Below are 25,145 nucleotides of genomic sequence, written 5' to 3' on the forward strand. Positions count from 1 at the left end.
TTCTTTTTAGAGTTCGAAGTCGTTTATGTTCACGATCCAGTCATTGATCTGAATTTTGGTACTGATCAGTGTCATGTTCTCGTCGACGAAGAAAATCATTCCGAAATTATCTTCGCGATCCAGATATTCTTCGAGAGGCATATTGAGTTGGCTTGGTTGCAGTAGGCTCAGATATCCGATCAGTGAACCATTGGCAAGTAAATTCTTGTTTGTTTGCTGATCTACAATTCTCAGTTCCGGTTTCTGGGTGCTGAGCAGGCGTCCAACGCTTATCTCGGCTACCGCCGCAGGATATTCACTTTCTGTAGTACCATCTGCACTGAAAGCACGTGTGCTAATGCTTGTATCTTCTGTGACATAGGGGAGATAGGTAAGCAGGTTGTCTTTCAGCAGTGTATTATCGTAGTTCATCCAGCCATTGTCATCATAGAGGGTATATGAAAACCGCTCTTTACTGATAGCGTTGGCACGGGTGATAGGTTTATCGGGATTTTGATTGACTTGTGCAATTACAACACGTATGGTATTGGTGTTTTTTGTCAAAGGAACGGTAACGATATTCTGTCTGCCGCTGCGAGTGAATGATTGCTTGGTAACTTCTCCGTGCCAGAGGGGTGAGAGCGGATCTTTTACGATGTATTTTCCTTCTTCGCCGTCAGCACGAGTTTGAGATTCTTTGTTACGTAAAGTCAATGCGGTGAGGTCTTCAATTCTGGAGTTGGCAGTCATCAAAGGGACGGCGAAAGACTGGTCATCCAGTCCGGCCCAGGTTACGAGGTGATAGTCGCCCGGCTCGATGTCTACAGACATCGTGTATTCTCCGGTTCCTAATCTGTCTTCACCTTCTTCTGTTTTCTGATAGACGAATTTTCCTTCATCGTCGAAGGCATATAGTGTTACGGTTTTTACTTCTTTTGCGAAAGCATCTTCAAAAGCCATGTTTCTGTCATACACAAACTTTACGCGGTATTCGATGCTGCAATCGCCTTCTTCGAAGTCCAGGATAGAATCACAGGATGCCATTGCACCAGCCAATACTGTTAGTAGCAGTATTTTGTTTGCTTCTTTTTGTATGGTAGTGAGTATTCGTTTCATGCTTTCTTTATTTTTTTGCTATGAGCTTATTGTCTTGTTTGGGATCTTTGTTGGGTGTTAAACCCTGAGAGAAAAAGAGAAGCGGGGGGAGGAAGGACCCTCTGTTCCCCCGCTTGGAGTTTGTTTATGTGTGATGCAATTAGAGTTCGATGTCGTTTAGATTAACTGTCCAATCTTTAACTGTTACATCTAAGCTTAATAATGTAGGATCTCCAGGAGTTGGTGTGTCAATTTCAGGAAGACCTAAATCTTTGATAGAGATAACTTTCAGTATATAAGAGTTGTTGCGAAGAATGTTGGCATCGGTAACGGCTGTTTTGATATCAGCTGCGTAGTAGCAAACGCCTTTAGTATATTTGGTTACACCAACTTTGGTCATGAAATCAGAGTTAATACTGCTATCTGTTAAACCAAATGCAGGCTCTAAGCTACCATTGAATACTTTATTCAATTCTGTGTAATTTTTGTATAGTATGTTTTTATAAACATAGAAGTTGGTTCCTTCTGTTGTTACTTCATCTACAGAAACGATAGCTTTATAATAAATTTTAGTAGAAACTTTAGAGTTGTTGTTTTCGAAGCAATATGTATTTTTGTCATCACCATTCATTTTCTTGGTGTCTTGTCCGAATGTACTCCATAAATCTTCATTTCCGTCAGTGATAAACGGATTCCAGAAATCGTTGGCGTCGAAGTATGTGGTTGTTAATGCTAAGGCATTAGATTTTTTATTTAAATTAGCAAAAGTGTAATCTGTTAGTTTTACTAACAATGTTTGAGCGTTTGTTATGCTGGATGCTGTAGCAGTAAAAGTGTAATCATCTTGTGTAGTAGCTTCTGTTAATTTAGCTGCAACACGATCTACAGATACACTTGCTTCATTATTGTCACTCTTGGCTATTATATCGAGGCTTTTTTGTTCGCCAGACATGAAGAAGTTTCCTTTGTTGGCTGTAGAAGCATAGTCTCCTAAGTCGAATGCACTCTTAGATTCAAGTACATTAGCAGTTACTCCATTGCTATTAACATATACCTTTACATTTACCATACCGGGAGCAACTAATTCATGGTTCGTTAGTGTGTATTTATTGTCTTCTTTTTTAAAATCCGTTACATTATAAGTCTTAACGAATTGTGGTGTTACTCCATCTGCATAAGTCAATACTAATGTAATATCATTGACATTAGATTCAAGGGGAGTTCCTGCATTGCTACCACCAGCCTCTGCTCTTGTGTTAGAGCTTGTAGGAAATGCAATACCGAAATTGAATATTGCATCTTTTGTTGCGTTCTCGCCACCATTAACGATTGCATCATCTTCATTGCTGCAAGATGCCATAGCCATTACTGCTAATCCTGCTAAAAATAAACTTCTTAGTTTCATAATCTATAAAATTAAATATTAATACTTTTTTGATTCTTGTTTTTGATTGTGCACTTTCGAGGAGTGCGGTCCTTACTTTTTTGAGAGAGAGTGACATTATTACTTAATATAATAATGTGGGTTCTGTTCATGTGTGGAGTTCTGTAGATTTGGAAGTGTCTTATCTAATAAGGAGAGAGCTTCCGAATAAAAGTTTCTTTTTTCTTTGAAATGTTTTTTGTTTGTTTTATTGTTTACTATTGTTTTGTTCTTTAACTATGCTCTTTTTTGTTTTGCAGAAGCTTCTATGTATAAGGAAGAGAAGTTTCGTGCTTTTATATTTTAAGGAGAGGCATATCCTTTTTGTCTTTCGACATTGCAAAGATAGAGGGAAGTCATGAGTCCGCTCATTGGTGTTTTTTTCAAAAATGTGCGATGTTTTCTGCAAAATGTAAAGTAGGGTTCTTATGGTATGTATTTCAGTCAAAAATGAATGAAATACGACTTAATTCTCATGACACAGGGGCGTTTTCACGCATTTCTCACTCATGTTTTTCATCTAAAACAGATTCTTTTTTGCTGAATTATATCTGTTTTTTTTGTTTGGATTCAATGAGAACTTGATGATGAATTTAACATGGTATGTGGGGGGAAGATTTTATATATCGCGGGATTAGATTATATCTTTGTTGGATATCTGATAGCGGATCTATGTTGGATCAATTTCATGAATGTTTTTTTGCTGTTTTGAAATAGAGAAACAATTTAAGAAGGAAAAAGCTGATATGTGAAATGTGAAAAAATATTACAAATAAGTTGTTTTTCAAATTGTTGATTATCAGTGTTATATGTAGACTCGTTTTTTCTCTACGAGAAATCGGCTGTTTCTCTACGACGATCGGGGTGATCTTCTACGAGAAACGGGACGAAGCTCGTAGAGCAAAGATGTAAAAAGTTATAATGTTTTACAAAGTGGTGTTGTCATCAGAAATCAGATAATAAATAGTACTCTGTGAAACTTAGTATTACTCTGTGGTAAAATAGTACTAATGTACTGATCCGATAAATAGATCCTTGTCAAAAGAACAATTATAAATAACAGGGGAATCAAGATGGTGGATCGGATACTGTTGATGGTTGATCTGTAAACTGTTGATAAACAGTGATTAATGAATCCTTGTTTTCATATATGCAAGATTGTACACTCTTGTGTGACAAGAATGTACATTCTTGCTATGCAAAGATGTACATTTTTGTAATGCAAAAGTGTGCAATCTTGCATACTTGAAATGTAATGTTAAAGATATGAGTTAATAATGTTAATCCTGTTTATCCTGTTAAGAAAGAATAGGGATAAAAAAACGTCGGATAAATACCTTGGGGGAGGTATTCATCCGACGTGTATTAAAATATAAGAAATTAAGAGAGAAAAGTATTCTTTATTCTACCGGGAAGTTGCGTTGTTTGGCTACTTCCTGTAAATTGGCTTCTGCCTCTGATACTCCTGCTTCTTTGGCACGAGTGAAATATTGTTGTGCTGTATCAAGATCACCCTCTATCAGCGCTATTACGCCTAAATTGTTTTGAGTAGCTCCTTCGTTAGCATCGGCTTTAGTGAGATATTTTTTGGCGATAGTAAGATCACCACCACGCTGAATCTCCATAGCTGCTGCGTTCAGATTAGCTGTCGGGTCATTCGGGAACATAAGTACTGCTACCTGGAAGGCATGGTTGAACTCTTCGCTACCCTGTTCGTAGGTTTGTGCTACATTGAATATCTCTTGTAGACTCAGCTGTTGCGGATGGGTATTGATAATCTCTTTTGCTTCATCAAGATTGAATCCGCGTACGGTGTATGCCACTGTATAGTCTGAGTGGCGTAGAGCCGGATAGCATTCGTTTAGCAAAAAGCGGTATGTTTCGGGGCCTACAAGACGGGCGATACGTTTCTCTTTGGCATCCATGTCTTTTTCGTCCAAATCAATCATCTGTAGAATCTCTTCTTTTTGTGGCAATACAGAGTTTGTTATAAATTTGCGGAATCCTGTCCAGTCTTCAGGAGTAGAAGCCATGGTGAGTAGCCCTTCCGGGAAATCATAGTAATTGCGGACATAATTCAGCAGAGCGGCGGTACGGCCTTTTGCCAGACGATCATTGTTGGCGTAGCTACCTTCGGGGGAGGCATATCCTTCGAGGCGAATCCCTGTGATGGAGATGTTCTTATCGTTGCGAATGGTATCAATAGTGGCGCGTATCTTGGCCAGTTCTGCCTGATTGCGACGGTATTCCGGATAGATTATTGTTTTGTTGACCGGGAAGTCGAGGAAAGCACTACCTTCCACAGCACGGTGTTTAACCTCTTCGGCTTTGGGTGTGATGTACGCGATGGCCGGTTGCAATTTGATGCGTTCAATATTTAATGTGGCAATCGGATCGAGTGTATTGGCTTCAACGATATTGCGGCAACCGCAAAGATCGGCATCCATTACAAGATTGGCCTTTTGCATCCAAGCTTCGTAGGGAAGCTGTACGAGGTAACTGACCCGTTGCTCTGTTTTGCGTTTACGACGTAGAATAACGAAAGCGTCTTTAGGGACTGTATTACCACGTTCGTTGACAAGCGCACGACGGCGTCCGTAAATTACAATCGGAGAAAGTGTCTTTGTGTGACCGTTGGCTTCCAGTATCGGGGTGAGGGTGGCAGAACGGTTGGATGAAATCTTCATGTTTGTCTGCATGATGATATCCATAGCAATCGTAAGGCGATTGTCGTCACTCCGGGTGATGGATTGATTCTCAACACGTACCTGATCTTTGTACACAGTTTGTGCCTGGGTACTCAACCCCGGCAATATTACTAATAATAAGAGGTATATTATTTTTTTCATATCGTTTGCAGCGTTTGTTTAAAATAAATAGATTAAGCTGAGCGAAGCTTTGGTTGGGCCGAAATAATTCTTGTAGCCTTCACCAAGTTTACCGCCACACTCTACACAGGAGAACTGCTCATATTTGACACGGGCATAACCCACACCGATGTTGGCTTCGATATTCCAGTGTTTACTCATGATCCATTGGTAGCCATAAGAAATACCGGCTCCATAAAAATGTCCTTTGTAACGGTGATCTTTCAGACCCTTCCAGATTCCCCAGGGCATATCAATACCGGCTACCTGATAAATGCCTCCGTGTGCGTGTATACCGATAAAATGCCCGTTAAAACGGTCGCAGAACCAATAACGGTATTCCGGTTGGAATGCAAGCATCTTGAACATTTTGTTGTTACTGGCTTCCCAGGGGTTGTAGTTGGCATACAGGTCCAGGGTAGATTTTTTACTCAAGCCGATTTCGGCTCCGAGATTGATGGTTTTGGTGATGTCCATTAACACATTTGTTTTTATACCCACTACCTGCCCATATAATAAGGTGGAAGCGAACAAATAAACGAATAAAAACAGTTTTCTTTTATTTTCCATTATGCGTGGTAGGTTTTGTTTTGTTTTAGTGCAAAGGTAGCCCGATTCCTTTTATCCATTAATTGGCATATTCATCTTTGTTCGGAGGTGATTCTTGCAATTGATATATCATTTCGGAGGGATGATTTTGTATAGCGTGTGTTTTAATCTTATTAATAGGTATATAATTCATATTTTTATAGGTGGTGTTTTTGTTATCGTTTGTGTTTAATTCAGAGGTAGTGGGTGTTTAATAAGTTGTATATTCTGTTCAAGTGCTTGCATGGGGTGTATATCATTCAAAAAAGATGGGTAAATCATTCATTTTTTCTTCAGAAAAGTTTTTTTAATCAAATAAAGTCTTTATGTTTGCATCAGAAACAAACAAATGAAGGTCCCCACGAGGAATACAAACAAAACAAACTTTGGTGATAACAAACAAGCATTGGTAATAAAAAAAATGGAGGACCCATTATGAAGACTATTTATTCTTTTATCGTAATTGCATTAGTATTTGGTTTTACTTCCTGCACAAGTGCAGACAATGATATAGTAGAACAAACTTCTCTTTTTGAATCAGTAAGGAGTGCTTATGGCGTAGAAAACGTTACATATAGTATTACAGGTGCTGATAATATTCCATCAGTTTCAACAGAAGATATGCGTAATGTTCTTGAGGCTTTGCGTCAGAACAGTAATACTCAACACAATTGTATACGTACCTCAGAGAATGGTTATGAAAAAGTGATCATGTCCGGCAACTATCAGGCTTCTACTCGTAGCAGCGTGAATGAAGGATTTGCACTGAGCGTTGAGCTAAAATTCAGCTTTGATAATAATAAGGTATATTACTGGGGTACTGATTACTCTTTCTCTTCCAATTTATTCGATTGGCGTGCACAAGGTTTGTCACTTTCTCCGGTGAAGGGTGGTGATGGTAATACTTATGGATTTGAATCAGAAAGCTACCTGTATTTCAAAGTAAAAGATGAAGGTAATGTGTTGGTGAAAGTGCCGGTAGTATTCAAAGGCAATTACAACTTTCTGACAGAAGAAGGAACATATAGTTTTCAACTATTAAAATATAGTAAGTAATTATTTATTGTACGATAAAAAAATAATAAGGTGGGGAGCACTAAAACAAACAATTGACTATTTTGCATAAATAGCTGAGGAACACCGAAAACAAGAACAAACTAATCCCTTGCAGACTTCAGTCTGCAGGGGATCTTATTATGATAATGTGATCTTGTGTCTTTGATTGAATGTTTTGATAGGGGTAATAAATATAAGTTTATTTATCATTTGTTTCGTATTTGGTAAATTATAGATATATTTGTGTCTTGATACGAATAAATAATAATGTAGTTATCACTATTTTGGCACAGATGAAACAGCATTTGATTAAACTTTCATTGCTAATACTCTGCCTTTTTGGGGCTCCGTACTTTTCTTATTCTTTCTCATTTTATGGTAACATGCTTCCTGTTACGATGAATAATGGGTTGAATAACAATACTATTTATGATATCCATAATGGAAAGAGAGGATTTGTCTGGTTTGCTACAGATATGGGTCTCAGTCGTTATGATGGTTTTCGATTACTGAATTACCCTTTGACTTCTCGTTATGATTCTCTTTCACAACCGGTGTTGGATGCTGTATATTCTATTTCGGAAGATACTGACGGCTTACTTTATCTTCGTCTTTTGCGAGGGATTGTTTGCTTTGATACGAATAAAGAAATTTATCTGCCTGTAAACTTTAATTCGTCACTTGATACGAAAAGTATCACCTCTTTATATATAGTAAATAAAGATTTTATTTGTATAGGAACCAGTAATGGGCTCTATGTAGGAAAAGTAGTTCGTTCAGAAAAGGAGGGAGAGGAGTGTATTACGGTTAGTCTGTCCGCTGAGCCTGTTATGTCCGGAAGTATTTCAGAACTGTGTGGAATTGGCAGCGAGACTCTTTTTGCCTGTGTGGACAATACAAAGGTGGCGATTTATGATGTTATTTCCGGAAAGACAGAGATACCTAAAACGGGATATGGTAAAATAACAGCACTTCATTGTTATGGAGATTATCTGTGGATATGCTCATCGCGGACAAACATTGAATGCTATGATTTCAAACGGCAAACATCTCATATCATACATGATGCAGGAGGGCATTCGCCATTACAGGATACATATGTGACAGATGTTATCTGCCTCGATGAAAATACTTATTATATAGCTGCCTGGACTGGGTTGTTTCGCCTGGAATTTGATTCTGCGGATTTGAGTAAAGCTACTTGCAAAATGGATTATGTGGAGCGACCATATAATTTTAAGATAGTAAAAAAAGTGACGAGCTTACTGTGGGATGATTCGCAGAAGATGCTGTGGGTAGGTACCTTTGGGGGTGGGGCACTAAAAGTTGATTTTACCAAGGATGCATGTAATCGGCTGGAACAGCGGTTTAATGCAGAGGTCACAGCTATCGAAGAAGATATGAAAGGCTGCGTGTGGATAGCTACTAATAAGGGACAGGTATGGAGAAGTTCCTCCACTGTTCTTTCAGAGAATACTTCTTTTGTGTTATGGACAAAAGGAATAAAAGAAAACGAGAACTACAGGATTTACAAAGATAGAAACGGATGTTTATGGCTGGGGGATGAGCATGCCGGAGTTTTGTATATTGATCCGGTAACTGAAGAGGTGAGATCTTATAAGCTGGCTCCTGTAGGTACAACTGATTTTGCGGCTTCTATACGTCAGTTCTGTCTGGATTCCAGAAATCGTTTGTGGATTGCAACAGCAGAGGGACTGATTCTTTTTGATAACAAAGAGAATACCAGCCGACTGATGCAGTTGGAAGATAAAGGCGTGAAAGTGAAAGATGTACGTGCCATCGCAGAAGATAAAGAAGGAAATATATGGGTGGGTACGAATCTTGGATTGAAGCGTATCGATGTACAGGGAACCGATATCACTTTGTTTGGAAACTATGAACGGGATGCCGGATTGAATGTGGCACCAGTCAATTTTATCTATGTTAATAGTTACAATCAGATATTTGCTTCTTACTCCGATAAAATACTTCGTATAGATGGGCGTGAAAAGGATAAGGTAGAAAGTGCATTTACTCTGATGAATGGTTTGAGTAGCGGGCACATTTTCTGTATGGTTGATGATCAGAATGGAAATACCTGGTTGGGAAGTAATTCGGGTATTATGACAATAAGAAATGACCGGACTACATTTTACAACTATGCTTTGTTTGGAGATTGTGATAAAGTATGTCGTCTTCGGGATGGCCGATTATTGTGGGGGAATTCAGGAGAACTGATTTACTTTGACCCGTTGATGGCTAAGAGTACCCGGAACAAAAGCCGGTTGGTCGTATCGGAATTATGGGTGAATGGTGAGTCTGTGTCAGTAGGAGAGAAAAGGAACGGGCAGGTATTGTTGACTACTTCGCCCAATTTACAGCAGAAGTTTGTATTTGATGCAGATAATAATGATTTCACTTTTTATTTTTCTGATTTGCAGTTTGGCATGATGCAACGGAAAATAGCTTATCGGTTATTGCCGGATGAGGCGTGGAAAATAGGAACCTTGGAAAATGGTATTTCGTACAGACGTCTACCTGTAGGAGACTATACACTGCAAGTGAAACTGATCTATCCGGATGCCAGTGAAGGTGAAATGATTGAAATGTCTATTCGTGTGAATACGCATTGGTGGAAAACAGGTTGGGCCTACTTGGGATATATGGCTCTGTTTTTCGGAATACTCTTCACCGTGTATTATTTTATGGAACGTAAAGGGAAAAAACGTGAAATACACAGAGCTCGTGAGATGGAGCTGAAAGAAACACTAAATCTTGCAAAGATGAAACAAGAGCAAAAACAAGAAATAGAAACGATGCGTAATCAGTTGCTCACTCTGTTTGTGCAGGAACTGCGTACGCCACTTTCACTGATTATTGCACCATTGAAGGAAATGTCGCAGGAAAACGACTTATCGGCCAGGCTTCTGTCGAAGGTACGTGTGGCATACAGAAACTCTCTTGGGATGCTGGATGCATGTAATCAGTTACTGGCAATTTATACTCAACGACCTTTGGCGGAAAAGTTGGAAGTATCTCGTAATACTGCTGATAAGATTATAGATAAAGTAGTATTTACAGTGAGCGAACTGGTACGTATGAATCAGATTGACTTCCATTATGATAAGAAGACCAAAAAAGAACTTGAAATCTGGGTGGACAGTAATAGAATCCGGTTTGTGTTGCATAATTTGCTTTCTAATGCATTCAACCATGTACGATTATCGGGCTCGGTACATTTATCAATGCAGGAGACGGTGAACGATGGGGTGGCTTATTGTACAATTACTGTTTCGGATAATGGAAAAAGCCAGGTGAAGGAGGTCAGGCAGACAGTGGATGAAGAGCTTCAGACAGATCTGGCAGGGATTGAACTGGGATACGATGTGATGGAACAAGTTATCCTGTTTCACCACGGATCAATAAGCTTGAATAGTGAAGAAGGGAAGGGGACGGAGGTTGTTGTAAACATCCCTATTGGAAAAGAGGTACTGGAAAATGATCCGAATATTTTGTTTGTGGAAGAGGATGAACCGGAGGAAGTAGTGGAGACTGTAAAACCTGTAGTTGAGACTGAAAAACCTCGGGAAGTGCCCAGACCGGAAGAGACTGTAGTACATATACCTGTTGAAACCCCTGCTGTCACACGGGCGAAAAAGAATCTGTTGATTGTAGAAGATCATAAAGATATCCGCCTCTATCTGAAAGTTCTTTTCGGGAAGGATTATAATATAATGATGGCTACCAATGGACAGGAAGGTGTGGACATGGCTATCAAAGAGCAGCCGGATCTGATTCTTTGTGATGTGATGATGCCCATAAAGGATGGATTTGAATGTTGTAAGGAGGTGAAAGAAGGATTGGATACTTGTCATATTCCGTTTATCATGTTGACGGCAAAGGTGGAAGATGAAGACATTGTCAAAGGGCTTGAATTGGGTGCGGATGATTATATTTTGAAACCTTTTACTCCGAGCATATTGAAAGCTAAAGTTCGGAATTTGATAAATGGGCGTGTAAACCTGAAGCAGATGTATACCAAACTGCTGGTGTTGCCGGAAAATGGTAATAATAATGAAACTGACGAAGGGGCAGAGGAGATGAAGATGGAAGATCCGTTTATTGCTTCGTTAGTGAAAATTATCGAAGAGAATATTCGTGAAGCAGATTTTAATGTAAAGCGACTGGCATCGGATATGAATATGAGCCAACCTACGTTATATCGAAAAGTAAAGCAGAGTACCGATTTTACGATTATAGAACTGATAAGAGGGGTACGTATGAAAAAAGCGGCTGGACTGCTGAAACAGAAGGTGTATGCTGTTCAGGAAGTGGCCGAGATGGTAGGGTATAATGACATACCTACCTTCCGTAAGCACTTTGTGGATACATTTGGTTCGACACCCTCTACTTATGCGAATTCAACGGATAATTCCTGATTCTCGATTAAAATAATTACCTTTGCACGCGAAAACCAATAACCGGATAAGAGCGTGCAAAGATATTTCATTTATTTGGCTTACGACGGAACCAACTACCACGGTTGGCAGATTCAACCCAATGGAAGCAGTGTGCAGGAGTGTCTGATGAAAGCATTGTCTACTTTTCTTAGAAGAGAAGTAGAAGTGATAGGAGCCGGGAGAACCGATGCAGGTGTACATGCCTCATTGATGGTGGCGCATTTTGATAATGAAGAAGAACTCGATACCCTGATTGTTGCCGATAAACTGAATCGTTTGTTACCTCCGGATATTTCGGTTTTCAAAGTTTGCAGGGTGAAGAACGATGCACATGCACGTTTTGATGCAACGGCACGTACCTATAAGTATTACGTCACTACCACCAAATATCCTTTCAATCGGCAGTATCGTTGCCGCGTCTATGGTGCATTGGATTTTGAGCTGATGAATAAAGCGGCTGCAACCTTGTTTGACTATTCGGATTTCACAAGCTTCAGTAAACTTCATACGGATGTGAAAACTAACCTTTGCAGGATTATGCATGCAGAATGGACACAGGAAGATGATACCACCTGGGTATTTACTATCCGGGCAGATCGTTTTTTGCGTAACATGGTGCGCGCGATAGTAGGTACTCTGCTTGAAGTGGGTCGTGGTAAACTTACTGTTGAAGGTTTCTGCCAGATCATCGAACAGCAAGACCGTTGCAAAGCGGGTACTTCTGCTCCCGGTAATGCACTCTTTCTTGTTGACGTAGAATATCCTCAGGACCTTTTCCTCTTATGAGAAAAGCTGCCTCAATCGTAAATTGTAAACCGTTTAATTGTAAATAAATTCATGTGGTTATTACTTGCCTTCCTCTCAGCTGCTTTACTGGGATTTTATGATGTGTTCAAGAAGCAGTCTCTCAAAGACAATGCTGTACTTCCGGTGTTGTTTTTGAATACGATTTTCTCGAGTCTGATCTTTTTGCCTTTTATACTCTTGTCTGTATATACTCCTGGTGTATTGGGTGGGACAATGTTCGAAGTTCCTGTTGCCGGCTGGGATGTGCACAAGTATATTGTAATAAAGTCGTTTATTGTTCTTTCTTCGTGGATATTCGGTTATTTCGGAATGAAACACTTGCCATTGACCATTGTGGGACCTATTAACGCCACCCGTCCGGTGATGGTATTGGTAGGAGCGATGCTGATATTCGGAGAACGTCTGAACCTCTATCAATGGATTGGAGTGCTAATGGCTGTTATCTCTTTTTTTATGCTGAGCCGGTCCGGGAAAAAAGAAGGTATTGACTTTAAACACGATAAGTGGATCTTTTTTATTGTTCTGGCTGCTGTGATGGGTGCCATTAGTGGTTTGTATGACAAATACCTGATGAAACATCTCAATCCGATGTTAGTACAGTCGTGGTACAATGTATATCAAGTGTTTATCATGTGTCCTATTCTGGCATTGCTTTGGTGGCCGAAGCGTAAAACTACCACGCCTTTCCGCTGGGACTGGACGATCATCTTGATTTCTGTTTTTCTATGTGCTGCCGATTTTGTATATTTCTATGCACTGAGTTATGAAGATTCCATGATTTCTATTGTTTCTATGGTTCGCCGTGGTAGTGTTGTTGTGTCTTTCCTTTTCGGAGCATTGTTCTTCCGTGAAAAGAATTTAAAAAGTAAAGCAATTGACCTTATCCTGGTGCTGATTGGAATGTTCTTCCTATATTTGGGAACGAAATAGGTGCTTCCCGCACGGGGAGGTACGATAGGCGATGGTTTAAAATTAAATTTAATAGATGGTGACGGATGAAAAAGATAGATAGAAGATGGGGCTTTGGTAAAAAAGAAGTCAGTTTAGGAATGATTCTTTTAGGCTTGGGTTTGTTTTTGTTTGCTCCGCTTCGGGCGCAGCAGGAGGCTAAGGCAGTATTTGTCAGTATGCCTGATTCTCTTTCTCCACTGCTTACGGCAGTGAATCGTGCTGATTTTATTGATTTTCTGGAGAGTAAAATGAAAGCAAAGGTAGAGAATCGTTTCGGGGGTGAGTCAGAGATGACTGAGCTGAACAAAGATTATATTCGTATTCAGATGTCTCCGCAAAGTACCTGGCAAATGAAACTGTTGGCTGTTAACGATTCTACACAGGTTATCTGTACGGTGTCTACTGCTTGTGCTCCGGCATGTGATAGCAGCATTCAGTTCTACACCACCGACTGGAAAGAGCTTCCTTTGTCTGATTTTATTACGGGACTACCAGTAATGGATGATTTTCTGAATACTCCTGATTCGGCTTCATCTTATGAATACAGCGAGGCTCGTTTGCAGGCTGATATGTTGCTTATGAAAGCCGATTTGTCGGCAACGGATCATACGCTTACTTTCACATTGGCCACTCCTGAATACATGGAAAAAGAAACAGCGGAAAAACTGAAACCGTTTATCCGCCGTCCTATTGTTTATATTTGGAAAGAAGGAGGTTTTTCAATTGACAGTTGATAATTGACAATTGACAGTGAACAATAAGTTGCACTGCATAGTAACTTTCAACTTTCCATTTTCAACTTTCAACTTTTTAAGCATTCGCGAATAAATGCTACCATTTCCGGAGTGTGTTCCTCTACGCTTTGCAATAGCTTGAATTGGGCTTTGGTGCGTACCAGATTATGTTCGGGATATTTGATTTTGTAGTAAGTATCTCCGTTGATGTAATCGGCAAGGAAACGTACACATTGCATATAGGGGAACAAAGCGGCTGCATAAGGTAAATTTTCTATCTCTACCGGAGTCAGGAATGAATGTGCTCCTTCCAGATACCCTTTGGTAAATGCTTTGAAAATTTCCATGTTGAAGTTCACGCGATTCAGGTCTTTATCATCTTCATCACCGGTATTGGCTCCTGTGCGTAGAAAATCTCCATAATCGGAGAAGATAAAACTCGGCATTACTGTATCCAGGTCGATGACGCAGAGTACTTTTCCGTCTTCATCAAACATCATGTTGTTTACTTTGGTATCACAGTGGCATACACGTTTAGGAAGGGTTCCTTCACGGTACATGCGTTCTGCTTTGCACATTTCATCGGCACGCTTTTCTATTTCGTCGATATAATATTGAATCTCAGTCAATCTGCCGGCTGCATTGGCAGCTACGGCATCACGAAGCTGTTTCAACCGGAACTCCATATTGTGAAAATCGGGAATTGTCTCTCCCAATGTTTCCGGAATATCGGCTAACTTTGCCTGGAAATCACCGAAAGCCACTCCGGCGTAATAAGAATATTCCGGATTAACTGTTTCATAGGTTTTTGCCCGAGGGATGAAAACCATGATGCGCCAGTAGTTTTCACCATCATACCAATATGTTTTACCTCCGTCAGCTTTTACAAAAGTCAGGACTTTACGATCGATATCTGTTTCTCCCTGTTCTTGCAGTTTTCGGCGGATATGACTGGTTACAGCTGCTATATTGTTTTGCAGCATCTCCACATTCTGGAAGATGGCATGGTTGATACGTTGGAGTACATAGTCCGGTGCGTCAGCTTCAGCAGTACTCACTTTGTATGTGTCGTTAATAAGTCCGGCACCCAGCGGTTTTATTTCGCTGATAGTGCCTTTGGTTTCGAAGTGCGAAACGATGTCGAATAGATTTTTCATGATTTTTATTTTTAAAGTTGATGAATTTTTAATAATGTGCCAATTTGATAATGTGCCAATGTGCCAATTTAATAATGTGGCAATGTGCTAATTTGTCAATGTGCTAATTTGCCAATATAACAATGTGCTGCGCTGTATCGCCGAAAGGCATTGGCACATTGGCATATTAGCACATTGGCAAATTATTTATCAGGGATCAGTGTAAATCCCCAGTTGTATTCCTGATTGGCAGGAATTATATAGCCGGGCTCCGGACGGGCTCCCCAACTATTGTATCCTGCTACTCCTTGTTGTTTCATATCTACGCATACTTCTACGAAATCACGTGGAGTAATGTCATTCACATGATGCATTCTTCTTAATACATTCCGGGCTGCTTCTTCATCGTGATTGGCAATTTCTTCCGGAGAGAAGTTATTCCATTGACGTGGATGAGGAAGGGCTTCTTCTGAGTCAAAGTCTTCAATAGAATTGCGTAAAGCGTTGAATCCGATAATGCTATCGGCTACAATCGTTAGTCCTTTACCTCCCTTTTTGCTAAGAGACAGCCAGCGGGTATCTGTATGATGACCGTTCTCTTGTGGGCGAACATAATTATAGTACATCTTGTCGGCTGTAGTTTTGTAGAGCCCGATGAGAGTACCTGCGTTCCGGTCTATATAGTTTTCTTCCGGTCCACGTCCGAAATACTCAACTACATTCATTTCGGCCGGAAGACGGAAACGAACACCGATACGGGGAACATTCAACTTGGCTGCTGCCTTACGTGCAGCATCGTTGCCGGGAGTGAAAGTAGCTGTACGGGTAGCTTCGGATACTTCTGACTCTGCAACTTGCATATCGGCAGAAGTGAAACGTGCATTAACTTTGACAACCCCTGAAGGATAGATTTTATAGGTTACTATATAAAGATTACCGGCGGCCAATAGATAGTTGGCTGTTAGTACAGCGACTTTGTTATCCATAGCTATGCTTGCATCCGCTACCTTGAAGTTCTTACTTGATTGTTTCCATATCTGGAGGCGTTTAGGAGCACCATTGCCATAATCATTATCATTTGGAGCCCGCCAGAAGTTAGGCTGAATTCCAAACCCGTCTTTAAAGTATTCTGTGCCATTTATCTTATATGAAGTGACAAGCCCGGTTGCTTTATCAAAGACGAAATTAACTTTAGAAGAACTTACTATTAGATTTTCGCCTTCAGTTTCTGTTTTCAGTGCCGGACCATTTGTGGCAAATGCTTCCCGGGGCAGAGGCTCGATAGGGAGGCGGAATTGTTCGTAGGCGATGTCGTGTCCTGCGGGAATAAGAGGTTCCGGTTGGGTAGTGGTTACTACGAAGTTAACGAAATATTCCGTTCCCGGTTTGGCTTTCAGACCGCTAACTGGAATACTCAGCTCTTTGGAGGCTTGCGGTTCAATGTCTAATGATACTTTACCGCCTTTTACAATCTTTCCGTTCGCAGATATAGTATAGGATATCATGTACTTTTTCAGGTTAGTGAAGTAGAAACGATTCTTTACCAGAATTTTACCACTGTTTAAATCGATTGGTTCAAAACCTACATTTTGATGAACATATTTTACCTCTGCCATAGTAGGATGGGGAGCACGGTCAGGGTTAACAAGTCCGTTGCACAAGAAGTTACCGTCACTCGGGGCATTCACACCATAATCGCCACCATATGTCCAGTATTCCCGTCCGTTCTTATCAGTTTCTAAAATACCCTGATCTACCCAGTCCCAGATGTATCCCCCTTGTAAGTTAGGGTATTTATATATTTCTTTCCATTGATCCCATAAATTTCCGTTGGAGTTACCCATAGCGTGGGAATATTCGGAGGGAACTACCGGACGGTCACTTCCTTGTTTGCCTATCTTAGCCAGCCATTCTGCTCCCGGATATTGTGGAACATACATATCAGAGTTCCATTCCCACTGTGCACGTTCATAATTGACCGGGCGATTCATCAGCTCCTTATCTGCATTTTTCACCCACAGATACGTCTGATAGAAGTTGTAACCGTTTCCCGCCTCGTTACCCAATGACCAGAAAGTAAGTGAAGGATAGTTTTTGTTACGTTCGAACATGTTGATAGTCCGGTCCATATGGGGTTTTAGCCATTCGGGGTTGTTGCCTAATGATCCTCCTTTGCGCAGGTCATAATACATACCGTGGCTTTCAATATTTGCTTCGTCATATACATAAATTCCATATTCGTCACAGAGTTCATAAAAACGGCGGCTTTGAGGATAGTGGCAAAGGCGGACTGTATTCAGATTATTCTGCTTCATCAGTTCGAAGTCACGACGCATCAATTCTTCCGTTACATAATGTCCTGTTTTGGGATTGTGCTCATGAATATTGACTCCTTTCAGTTTCAGAGGTTGCCCGTTGATATATAGCAAAGTATAAGGCTTGCCATTTCCGGCAAGTTGTTCGCTCTGCCTTATTTCTATTCGGCGGAAGCCTACATTAAAAGGAATAATTTCATTTACTTTTCCGTTCTCTTTTACGGTCATTAATAATTTGTACAGATTAGGTTGCTCTGATGTCCAGGTACGTATATCCGGCAGTGTCCGGGTAAAGTTTACAGTGCGGAATTCGCCTTCAGGTACATAGGCTGTTTTTTCTTCCGTTGCGATCACTTTTCCGTTAGCATCCAGTAGTTCGTATATTACCGATAGGTTGCTACCTTCCGGGCGATGGTTACGCAGATCAGTACTTAATGCAAAGATACCGTTCTTATATGTATCGTCCAGAGTTGATTTTATACGGAAGTCTTTGAGCGCCGCTTTGGGTTGCGAATACAGGAATACATCGCGTTCGATACCACTGATACGCCAAAAGTCCTGACATTCCAAATAAGAACCGGTACTCCAGCGGAATATTTTCAGAGTAAGTACATTCTTGCCCGGATGCACGTAGTTGTTGATTAGAAACTCTGCCGGGTTTTTGGAATCTTCGCTATATCCTACTTCCTTTCCGTTGATGTAAACATAGACTCCGGATTTTGCTCCGGCTATGTGCAGGTAGATATCCCGTCCGTTCCAATCGGCAGGGATTTCGATATCCCGGCGATAAACACCCACCGGGTTGGCCTCCGGTAACAATGGAGGTTGCGGGTTACGTGCTTTGAACTCATATCCGTGATTGGTATAGATAGCTACACCATGTCCCTGTACTTCCCAGTTACCGGGCACTTGTATATCATTCCACGAAGTGGTACTTGTTTCCGGTGAGGTGATGTTGGCTGGTAAATCTTTATAGGAATCTACAAAAAAGAACTTCCATGTACCATTGAGCAATTGGTAGTAGCGACTGTTTTCGAATTTACCGGTAAGTGCATCCGCGCGATTGTCATAAGTCATAAATGATGAGCGAGGATATTCCTTGTTCACAGATACTACTTGTACATCTTGCCAGTACGGTTTGTCAGGGTTAATTTCCGTTGCTTGCAAGTTGGAAGATAGCATGCTACAGATACCAAAAAGAATGCCCGCAAGGGGGTAGTGCAATTTCTTTTTCATGTTTTCCATGTATTTCTTTTGAAACAATATAAATAATGAATATGCTTACAAATATAGGAAGTTACAAATCTATACACGGTCTTTTCTCTGCTCTTTTAAGACAAAATAACGGGAATTTGAGAAAATGGGGGGCTTTATTTTGCAAATTCTATTTTTCTTCTAAGCTGTAATACACTATATATAATAACTGCCCCCAAAAGTAAGACAAAAAACTTTTGGGAGCAGTTATATTTGAGACACCGTTTTATATATTTGATATACCTATTGATGGACTAAGAATTTATAAATACACTGACTGTTGTATTTCTCTCCTGGGTACAGTGTAGCAGAAGGCCATTCTGGTTTATTGGGTGTATCCGGATATTTTTGTGTTTCGAGGCAGATAGAAGCACGCTTGTTATAGATAATGCCATTTTTACCAGTCAGTGTACCATCAAGGAAATTGCCGGCATATACTTGAATACCTGGTTCATTGGTGTAGACTTCGAGTATGATACCGGTTTTTGGAGATTCCAATGTAGCGCATTTATGATTAAGATTTCCTTGGGTATTTAATACCCAGTTGTGGTCATAACCATTACCGTTTTTTAGTTGCTCGAATTCAAAGTTATTGATACGGTTACCTATGGGAGTAGGAGAACGGAAATCCATAGGAGTACCCTCGACACTTGCAACCTCACCGGTAGTCATAAAAGTACTATCTACGGGAGTATAATAGTCGGCGTCAATGGTCAACAACATATTCGCATTGGTAACAGCATCTCCGTCCAGATTGAAATAAGAATGATTCGTAAAATTAACAAGAGTGGGCTTGTCTGTTTCAGCCTCGTAGTGGATATCAATGGCGTTATCGTTTGTTAACTTCATCCGGATTTTACACTTCAGATTACCAGGAAAGTTTTCTTCTCCATCTTTAGAAAGATAGGTAAGTTCCAGTTCTTGGGAGTTAACTTGTCTAGCATCGAATACCCTGTATTGGAAGCCTTCCGGGCCACCATGTAGGCAGTGACCGTAATTGTTTTGAGGTAGTTGGTATGTTTTTCCGTCAAGTGTAAAACGACCTTGATTAATTCTATTGGCATATCGGCCGATACTGGCTCCAAAGTCTGTGGGATATTTAATATAATCTTGAATATTGTCGAATCCTAAAACGACATCTCGTAAGATACTGTTTCTATCCGGAACCATTACAGAAACTATACGTCCACCATAGTTAGTGACGCAAACCTCCATGTTGTTTGGGTTCTTTAAAATGAACAGATCGGTCTTTTTTCCGTCTATTTCGGTCTGAAACTTTGCCTTATCCAATCCGGACTCACTATACATTTTTTTTTGTTTCGAACTGCATGCTATGAGGGAAACAACCGTGGAAAGCAAAATAACTTTTTTGATTTTTATGAATGTGAACATTGAAAAATATTTATGAGTTGATTTACAAATGTATTAATTATACTGAATGCAATAAACATCTATTTCAGCTTGTATTCCTTAAAGTCTTTACGTCGCTCTTTATTATATGTATTCCATGTTTTTGGAAAATATAGTACATCACTTGTATTTGCCCATTCGAAATAAGCTTTTTCCATTGACTTGACTTTTTGGGGATATTTTGTGACCAAATTCTTTTGTTCTGTGCGGTCCTTTTTGATATTGTACAATTCCCATTCGTCACCATTACAATTGGCAGATACCAGTTTCCAATCTCCCTTACGGACCATTCGGTTACCTTCGTGTTCTGCGTAAATATAACGTTCGGGCATTTGCTTTCCTTTCATTATTGGAAGAATAGATATGCCTGACATGGGTATAATTTTTCTCCCTTTATACGTTTCTGGATAGGATGTCTCTGCCAGTTCAATACAGGTGGCCATTATATCTGAGAATTGTGCAGGTTGATGGTCAATGGTTCCTTTGTTTTTTATATTTTTCCCCCAACGTATAATGCAAGGAGTAGAAATACCTCCTTCATGAGCATAGTGCTTATACAACGTTAATGGTGTACAACAGACATTTGCCCATCCGGTACCATAATGATGATAAGTACCCGGAAGCCCCATCATATCTAATTCATCACCTACATGAGTATGATATTCTATCCCTGTCTTTTTATCAAAACCAAATTCGTGCCATTCTGCACAAGCACCATTATCAGAAATGAAAATGATAAATGTATTATCAAGTTCACCATTTTTATGTAATGTATCCAGTATTCGTCCGATGTTACGGTCCATAATATCCACCATGGCAGCATAAATCGCCATTCGTCGTGCCAGATCTTTCTGTTGGTCTTTATTCAAACAATCCCATGCCGGGAGTTTGTAATTTGATTCATCTTGGAAAAGGCTTTCGGGTACTACACCTCGAGGACTTAGCTTTGGTTTCCCCTGCATCAGCCCCATGTTACAAATTTTCGTCCAACGTTGATCACGAATTCTATCCCATCCCTGCATATAAGTTTCCATGTATTTATCTGTCACTTCTTTTGGTGCATGCAATGGAAAGTGAGGAGCATTGTAAGCTAAATACAAAAACAAAGGCTGTTTTTGCTGGTTAGCTTGATTTATAAAATCAACGGCATAATCAGTTATGACATTTGTAGCATAAAATTCCCCTTCCTTATAGATACGTGGCACGCGGTCTTCCGGTAAACGAGTATACACTTCCGGATTCCAACAAGAATTAAAGCCTCCCAATAGTCCGTAATATTCTTGAAAACCACGTTGGACAGGATTCGATTTATTTCCCAAATGCCATTTTCCTGCCATTGCAGTAAAGTAACCGGCATCTTTCAGAACCTCAGCAATAGTCACATTATCTGAATCAGAACGAAAACCCGAATATCCACGAGGCCAGGTAGAACGATTTCCTTCCATATACCCCAACCCCGTCTGATGAGGATATAGGCCGGTCAATAAATTGGCACGTGACGGACAACTACGTGCACTATTATACATCTGGGTCATGCGAAGTCCCTCTTTCGCCATTCCGTCCAAAACAGGAGTCTGAATTTCTCCACCAAAACACCCCAAGTCTGAGAAGCCTAAATCGTCTGCCAATATGACGATAATGTTAGGTCTCTCTTGTGCAAAAGTAAACTGCCCAAGAATCAGAACTCCTGTCAATGATAAAAAATGTTTTTTCATACTGAATAGTAATATTCTATTTACATTTTTCTTTCAGCCATTGTAACCGTGCCGCTTCCTGTTCCGGATAAGTCCAGTGACCGGTTTTCAGATAAAGATGTAATTCCTTTGTTCCCGGAATGACATTATAAGCAGCATACATAGATGTTGGAGGACAAGTTACATCATTGTATCCCCAGCTGTACCACCCTTGTACATTTACACGACGGGCAAAATTAACTACATCGAAATAGGCCAATGTCTCTACCTCATTCGGACCCGGTGGTACATTTCGGAAATAATGAGGCCAACCACCTGCCCGTCCGTTCAAATAACCGGCATAATCACAAAGGGCTGGATATAATGCAGCCAAAAACTTGATACGAGGATCCAGACCGGCCGTAACAATAGAAAGAGCTCCACCTTGGCTACCACCAGTCACACCAATAGTAGAACCGTTAAATTCAGGTAAAGAATAAATAAAATCTACTGCTTTCACGCAACCGAGATATACCCGCTTGTAATAATATGCATTACGGTCATTTTTATTGAATCCCGGATATCCATTCAAAGCTCCGGACGACAAATTACCATATACTTCCTGAGGCATATCCATAGGGATACCATGAATACCGATTTCCAACGTGATAATATTATCTCCCAAATTTAGACCTCTGTAAGGGCGGATGCCGGCTCCCGGAACTTGAAGAATAGCTGGATAACTTCCTTTTTTCTTTGGAACAATTAGAATTCCATACATACGGGATCCCAGGCGGTCGTTCTGAAAACTAATATGATATACATTTTGAGTCGAAGTACATTTTTCCGGTAACAATATCATTTTAGGGTCAAGAGGAACTTTACGTGCCTCTTCAATAGACTGATTCCAGAAACTATCGAAATCTTTTGGATTGGAGGTAAACGGTAAAATCCGTTCTTCGTCAACTGCCACCGTAGCCATTCCTTCATAATTATGACCATCCACTTTTGCAATCACTTTACAACGCAGAAATCCGGGTTCTTTCAGTGATGCTTTTAAAGTGGTTTTACCTTTTTTTAAAAGCACGTTGGACTTCTTCTCGATCGGAAAGTATTCCGGTCCTATTTCATAATCTACCGTCACGTCTTTTAACAAGTTCTCATCTTTGAAAACCTGAATAGTGAAAGTAACCTCCTCTTTCGACTTATATTTCCAGTCAATACGGTCCGGAGATACTACTACATTAACCAATTTCTGAGCAGGTTGAGCTTTTAGCCCCCAACTACCTCCCCACAGTAATGTCATGAGGAAGCAGAATGAAAATACAACTTTTTTCATATTGAAAATCTATTAATTTATGATTACTTAATTCTATCTGTTAATTTGTTTCTGTTATGATCAGGAATAAACCTATCTTCTTCATATTTCATTGGTATTAATCCGGGACGGCAGGTAACATCAAACTCAGAAGCCTGTGCTCCTCTCGGATTAAAAAACATAGTTGCCCACCAATTACCGTCCTTATCTAAAAACAGATTGTTATGGCCGCCTCCCGTTATCGCATTATAACGTCTGCCGTACGGGCCGTATACATTGTCAGAAGTGGCTATCACACAATCATAGCTATAACGCGTATGGCTATCAGTGACTCCCTTTTTCTCTACATAAGTGTCACCTTCTGAAGTACGATGTGACCAGATAGCCTGTACCAGGTGATATTTTCCTGCGTGTTTAAAAATAAAAGCTCCTTCAATATATGGCTCCGGAAAATATTTGGTTTCCTTTATTTCTTTAAGCTCTTCTGCAAAACCGCTCATATCAGATTTCATTTTAGCGATGTAATGATTATGTCCGACAAAATAGACTATTCCGTCTGTATCTTCAAACAAACTACCGTCTATTTGATTAAATAGAGGCCTGTTTTTATTCCCTTCTATATTTTCGTAAGGCCCTTCCGGCTTATCCGTCATGCTTTTTAAAATAAAAGACCCTTTTCCGCTAGCCGACTGATTCAGACAAGCAACAATAAACCACTTTTTTGCACTCTTTATATAATGTAGTTCAGGTGCCCAAACTGCACGGAAGTAGTTATCAAGCGGATCCCCGTTAATCGACCTCTTCGGATATTTTTCATCTGTTTTATATATTTTCGGTTCCTTCTGCCATGTTCCATCTCGCTCTAATGACCATATCAATCCGCGTGGCTCCCATGTTTTCATATCTTTAGAGCGCCAGAGGTATAAGCCGTCATTCCAGTCCCAACAATGTAATTGCCCTGGAAAACTTCGATTTGGGGCAGTAGTAGTACCTGTCATATAGTAGTAACCATCAGGCCCTAAAGTTACCCATGTATCTCTCATCCAATAATCAAATTCCGGTTTTACAAAAGATGGAATGTCAGTTTTGGGATCTCGTGTATTTGTTGTTCCATATTCTTGAGCGAAAGACGAAAAAGCCATCACTAATAAGCATACAGATAAAATAGATGTTTTTATAGAGTTTTTCATATACTGTGTTATCATCCTTTCGATTGTAAAGCGGTGGTCCTCCCAGACAATGAGAACAATTACAAAATACGAAAGTCAAAGTTTGATTTAATTTTAATTTCGGGGTTAATAATGAATGAAGTAGAAATTACTTCACCCAATACTCCTACGGTTGTAATGACTGAAACTTCTTTCACCCCTTCGACATATTTTCCTGTATACGGATTAATGATATGTTTACGCTCTTTTGAGTCGTTACCCGAAGTCGTTAGAAATTCATTATAAAGATAACAATCTTCTTTGTCTTTAACAAAATGAGAAGAAATACCTTTTATTTTCCATCCTTTCCCATACGGATGGTTTCCCTTTGCTAAAATAGAACTATTACCTATATTAATAAGGATATCCTCAAATTTATTTTGCATAAGAATAGCGTTCACCCTGTCAAGTGCATACCCTTTTAAATAGCCTGACAAATCGATTTGTACATTCGGATTGGAAAAGAAAACAGTTTGATCTGTAACATTAAGTAAAATGTCATTAATTCCATTCCGATAATTATTTTTAGAGTGGATTGTAACATCAAATACACCGTCAGTTTTTCTATTGTATTCAACACATTCCGATAAAATAGAAAATAATTCGGTAGTTATTTTTATTTCTGTATTACTGGCCAAACGGTTAATGAGACTTATTTCGCTTTCAGGATTAAAACGGTTCCCGAGTTTTTCTATCCGTTCTATTTCATTGAAGATATCTTTGGTGACAGACAATGAAGCCACTTCGGATTGATTACATAGTATAAGATCTATGCGCGTATGCATTGCTTCAAACCATGCATAGAAAATTGTTTTACATGTATCAATTTGTTTATATATATGTCGGACAGGCATAAAATGTATTCCATAGA

Annotated in this window: 16 protein-coding genes; 5 read left to right on the plus strand and 11 right to left on the minus strand. The window is 39.9% G+C overall.

What is annotated here, in order from left to right; translation table 11 throughout:
- Window positions 1–6: 6 nt before the first annotated feature.
- The 4 genes from QX565_RS14540 to QX565_RS14555 all read right to left on the minus strand — a co-directional run bounded on the left by QX565_RS14540 (window position 7) and on the right by QX565_RS14555 (window position 5,934).
- Window positions 7–1,095, minus strand: coding sequence for a FimB/Mfa2 family fimbrial subunit (locus QX565_RS14540; RefSeq protein WP_289293233.1), 1,089 nt, complete (start codon window positions 1,093–1,095; stop codon window positions 7–9).
- A gap of 139 nt (window positions 1,096–1,234) precedes the next feature.
- Complete coding sequence (locus QX565_RS14545) at window positions 1,235–2,479, minus strand: Mfa1 family fimbria major subunit (RefSeq protein WP_289293235.1); 1,245 nt, start codon at window positions 2,477–2,479, stop codon at window positions 1,235–1,237.
- 1,418 nt (window positions 2,480–3,897) lie between these two features.
- The gene (locus QX565_RS14550; RefSeq protein ID WP_289293237.1) at window positions 3,898–5,346 is read right to left on the minus strand and encodes a DUF3868 domain-containing protein; all 1,449 of its coding nucleotides are present in this window, start codon (window positions 5,344–5,346) and stop codon (window positions 3,898–3,900) included.
- An 18-nt stretch (window positions 5,347–5,364) separates the two neighbouring features.
- Entirely contained in the window at window positions 5,365–5,934 is a 570-nt protein-coding gene (locus tag QX565_RS14555) for a DUF3575 domain-containing protein (RefSeq protein WP_289293238.1), read from the minus strand.
- Window positions 5,935–6,387: 453 nt separating this feature from the next.
- Between QX565_RS14555 and QX565_RS14560 the strand changes: the two genes are divergently transcribed.
- The 5 genes from QX565_RS14560 (at window position 6,388) to QX565_RS14580 (ending at window position 13,960) form a co-directional block, all read left to right on the plus strand.
- Window positions 6,388–7,008: a DUF5033 domain-containing protein gene (locus tag QX565_RS14560; RefSeq protein WP_221649313.1), complete on the plus strand. Its 621-nt coding sequence runs from the start codon at window positions 6,388–6,390 to the stop codon at window positions 7,006–7,008.
- Window positions 7,009–7,301: 293 nt separating this feature from the next.
- Window positions 7,302–11,447: a two-component regulator propeller domain-containing protein gene (locus tag QX565_RS14565; protein WP_289293260.1), complete on the plus strand. Its 4,146-nt coding sequence runs from the start codon at window positions 7,302–7,304 to the stop codon at window positions 11,445–11,447.
- A 54-nt stretch (window positions 11,448–11,501) separates the two neighbouring features.
- A complete protein-coding gene (truA, locus tag QX565_RS14570) occupies window positions 11,502–12,254 on the plus strand; it encodes a tRNA pseudouridine(38-40) synthase TruA (RefSeq protein WP_221649314.1) in 753 nt (250 codons plus the stop codon).
- Window positions 12,255–12,305: 51 nt separating this feature from the next.
- Window positions 12,306–13,205: a DMT family transporter gene (locus QX565_RS14575; protein ID WP_221649315.1), complete on the plus strand. Its 900-nt coding sequence runs from the start codon at window positions 12,306–12,308 to the stop codon at window positions 13,203–13,205.
- Window positions 13,206–13,324: 119 nt separating this feature from the next.
- On the plus strand, window positions 13,325–13,960 hold the full coding sequence (locus QX565_RS14580; protein ID WP_221649345.1) for a DUF3256 family protein: 636 nt from the start codon (window positions 13,325–13,327) through the stop codon (window positions 13,958–13,960).
- Window positions 13,961–14,028: 68 nt separating this feature from the next.
- On the opposite strand, the gene QX565_RS14585 is transcribed toward QX565_RS14580, so the two are convergent.
- From QX565_RS14585 to QX565_RS14615, 7 genes are all read right to left on the minus strand, one after another.
- Window positions 14,029–15,117, minus strand: coding sequence for a phosphotransferase enzyme family protein (locus QX565_RS14585; RefSeq protein WP_289293240.1), 1,089 nt, complete (start codon window positions 15,115–15,117; stop codon window positions 14,029–14,031).
- A gap of 182 nt (window positions 15,118–15,299) precedes the next feature.
- Window positions 15,300–18,593, minus strand: a complete 3,294-nt coding sequence (locus QX565_RS14590) for a glycoside hydrolase family 2 TIM barrel-domain containing protein (RefSeq protein ID WP_414429681.1) — start codon at window positions 18,591–18,593, stop codon at window positions 15,300–15,302.
- 315 nt (window positions 18,594–18,908) lie between these two features.
- Window positions 18,909–20,039, minus strand: coding sequence for an aldose epimerase family protein (locus QX565_RS14595; RefSeq protein WP_289293262.1), 1,131 nt, complete (start codon window positions 20,037–20,039; stop codon window positions 18,909–18,911).
- Between the two features lie 77 nt (window positions 20,040–20,116).
- Window positions 20,117–21,790: an arylsulfatase gene (locus QX565_RS14600; protein WP_221649318.1), complete on the minus strand. Its 1,674-nt coding sequence runs from the start codon at window positions 21,788–21,790 to the stop codon at window positions 20,117–20,119.
- 16 nt (window positions 21,791–21,806) lie between these two features.
- A complete protein-coding gene (locus QX565_RS14605) occupies window positions 21,807–23,087 on the minus strand; it encodes an acetylxylan esterase (protein WP_221649319.1) in 1,281 nt (426 codons plus the stop codon).
- A 23-nt stretch (window positions 23,088–23,110) separates the two neighbouring features.
- A complete protein-coding gene (locus tag QX565_RS14610) occupies window positions 23,111–24,208 on the minus strand; it encodes a family 43 glycosylhydrolase (RefSeq protein WP_370634125.1) in 1,098 nt (365 codons plus the stop codon).
- Window positions 24,209–24,315: 107 nt separating this feature from the next.
- A complete protein-coding gene (locus tag QX565_RS14615; RefSeq protein ID WP_221649321.1) occupies window positions 24,316–25,059 on the minus strand; it encodes an FAD:protein FMN transferase in 744 nt (247 codons plus the stop codon).
- Between the last annotated feature and the right edge of the window lie 86 nt (window positions 25,060–25,145).

Source organism: Bacteroides sp. 41_26, from assembly GCF_949740115.1.
GTDB classification, from domain to species: Bacteria; Bacteroidota; Bacteroidia; order Bacteroidales; family Bacteroidaceae; genus Bacteroides; species Bacteroides nordii.

Coding starts and splice junctions, on each gene's coding strand:
- QX565_RS14590 (WP_414429681.1), bottom strand. CDS start 18,593: ATGCTATCTTCCAACTTGCAAGCAACGGAAATTAACCCTGACAAACCG.
- QX565_RS14550 (WP_289293237.1), bottom strand. CDS start 5,346: ATGAAAAAAATAATATACCTCTTATTATTAGTAATATTGCCGGGGTTG.
- QX565_RS14565 (WP_289293260.1), top strand. CDS start 7,302: ATGAAACAGCATTTGATTAAACTTTCATTGCTAATACTCTGCCTTTTT.
- QX565_RS14545 (WP_289293235.1), bottom strand. CDS start 2,479: ATGAAACTAAGAAGTTTATTTTTAGCAGGATTAGCAGTAATGGCTATG.
- QX565_RS14575 (WP_221649315.1), top strand. CDS start 12,306: ATGTGGTTATTACTTGCCTTCCTCTCAGCTGCTTTACTGGGATTTTAT.
- QX565_RS14555 (WP_289293238.1), bottom strand. CDS start 5,934: ATGGAAAATAAAAGAAAACTGTTTTTATTCGTTTATTTGTTCGCTTCC.
- QX565_RS14560 (WP_221649313.1), top strand. CDS start 6,388: ATGAAGACTATTTATTCTTTTATCGTAATTGCATTAGTATTTGGTTTT.
- QX565_RS14610 (WP_370634125.1), bottom strand. CDS start 24,208: ATGGCTTTTTCGTCTTTCGCTCAAGAATATGGAACAACAAATACACGA.
- QX565_RS14615 (WP_221649321.1), bottom strand. CDS start 25,059: ATGCATACGCGCATAGATCTTATACTATGTAATCAATCCGAAGTGGCT.
- QX565_RS14605 (WP_221649319.1), bottom strand. CDS start 23,087: ATGAAAAAAGTTGTATTTTCATTCTGCTTCCTCATGACATTACTGTGG.
- QX565_RS14585 (WP_289293240.1), bottom strand. CDS start 15,117: ATGAAAAATCTATTCGACATCGTTTCGCACTTCGAAACCAAAGGCACT.
- QX565_RS14600 (WP_221649318.1), bottom strand. CDS start 21,790: ATGAAAAAACATTTTTTATCATTGACAGGAGTTCTGATTCTTGGGCAG.
- QX565_RS14580 (WP_221649345.1), top strand. CDS start 13,325: ATGATTCTTTTAGGCTTGGGTTTGTTTTTGTTTGCTCCGCTTCGGGCG.
- QX565_RS14540 (WP_289293233.1), bottom strand. CDS start 1,095: ATGAAACGAATACTCACTACCATACAAAAAGAAGCAAACAAAATACTG.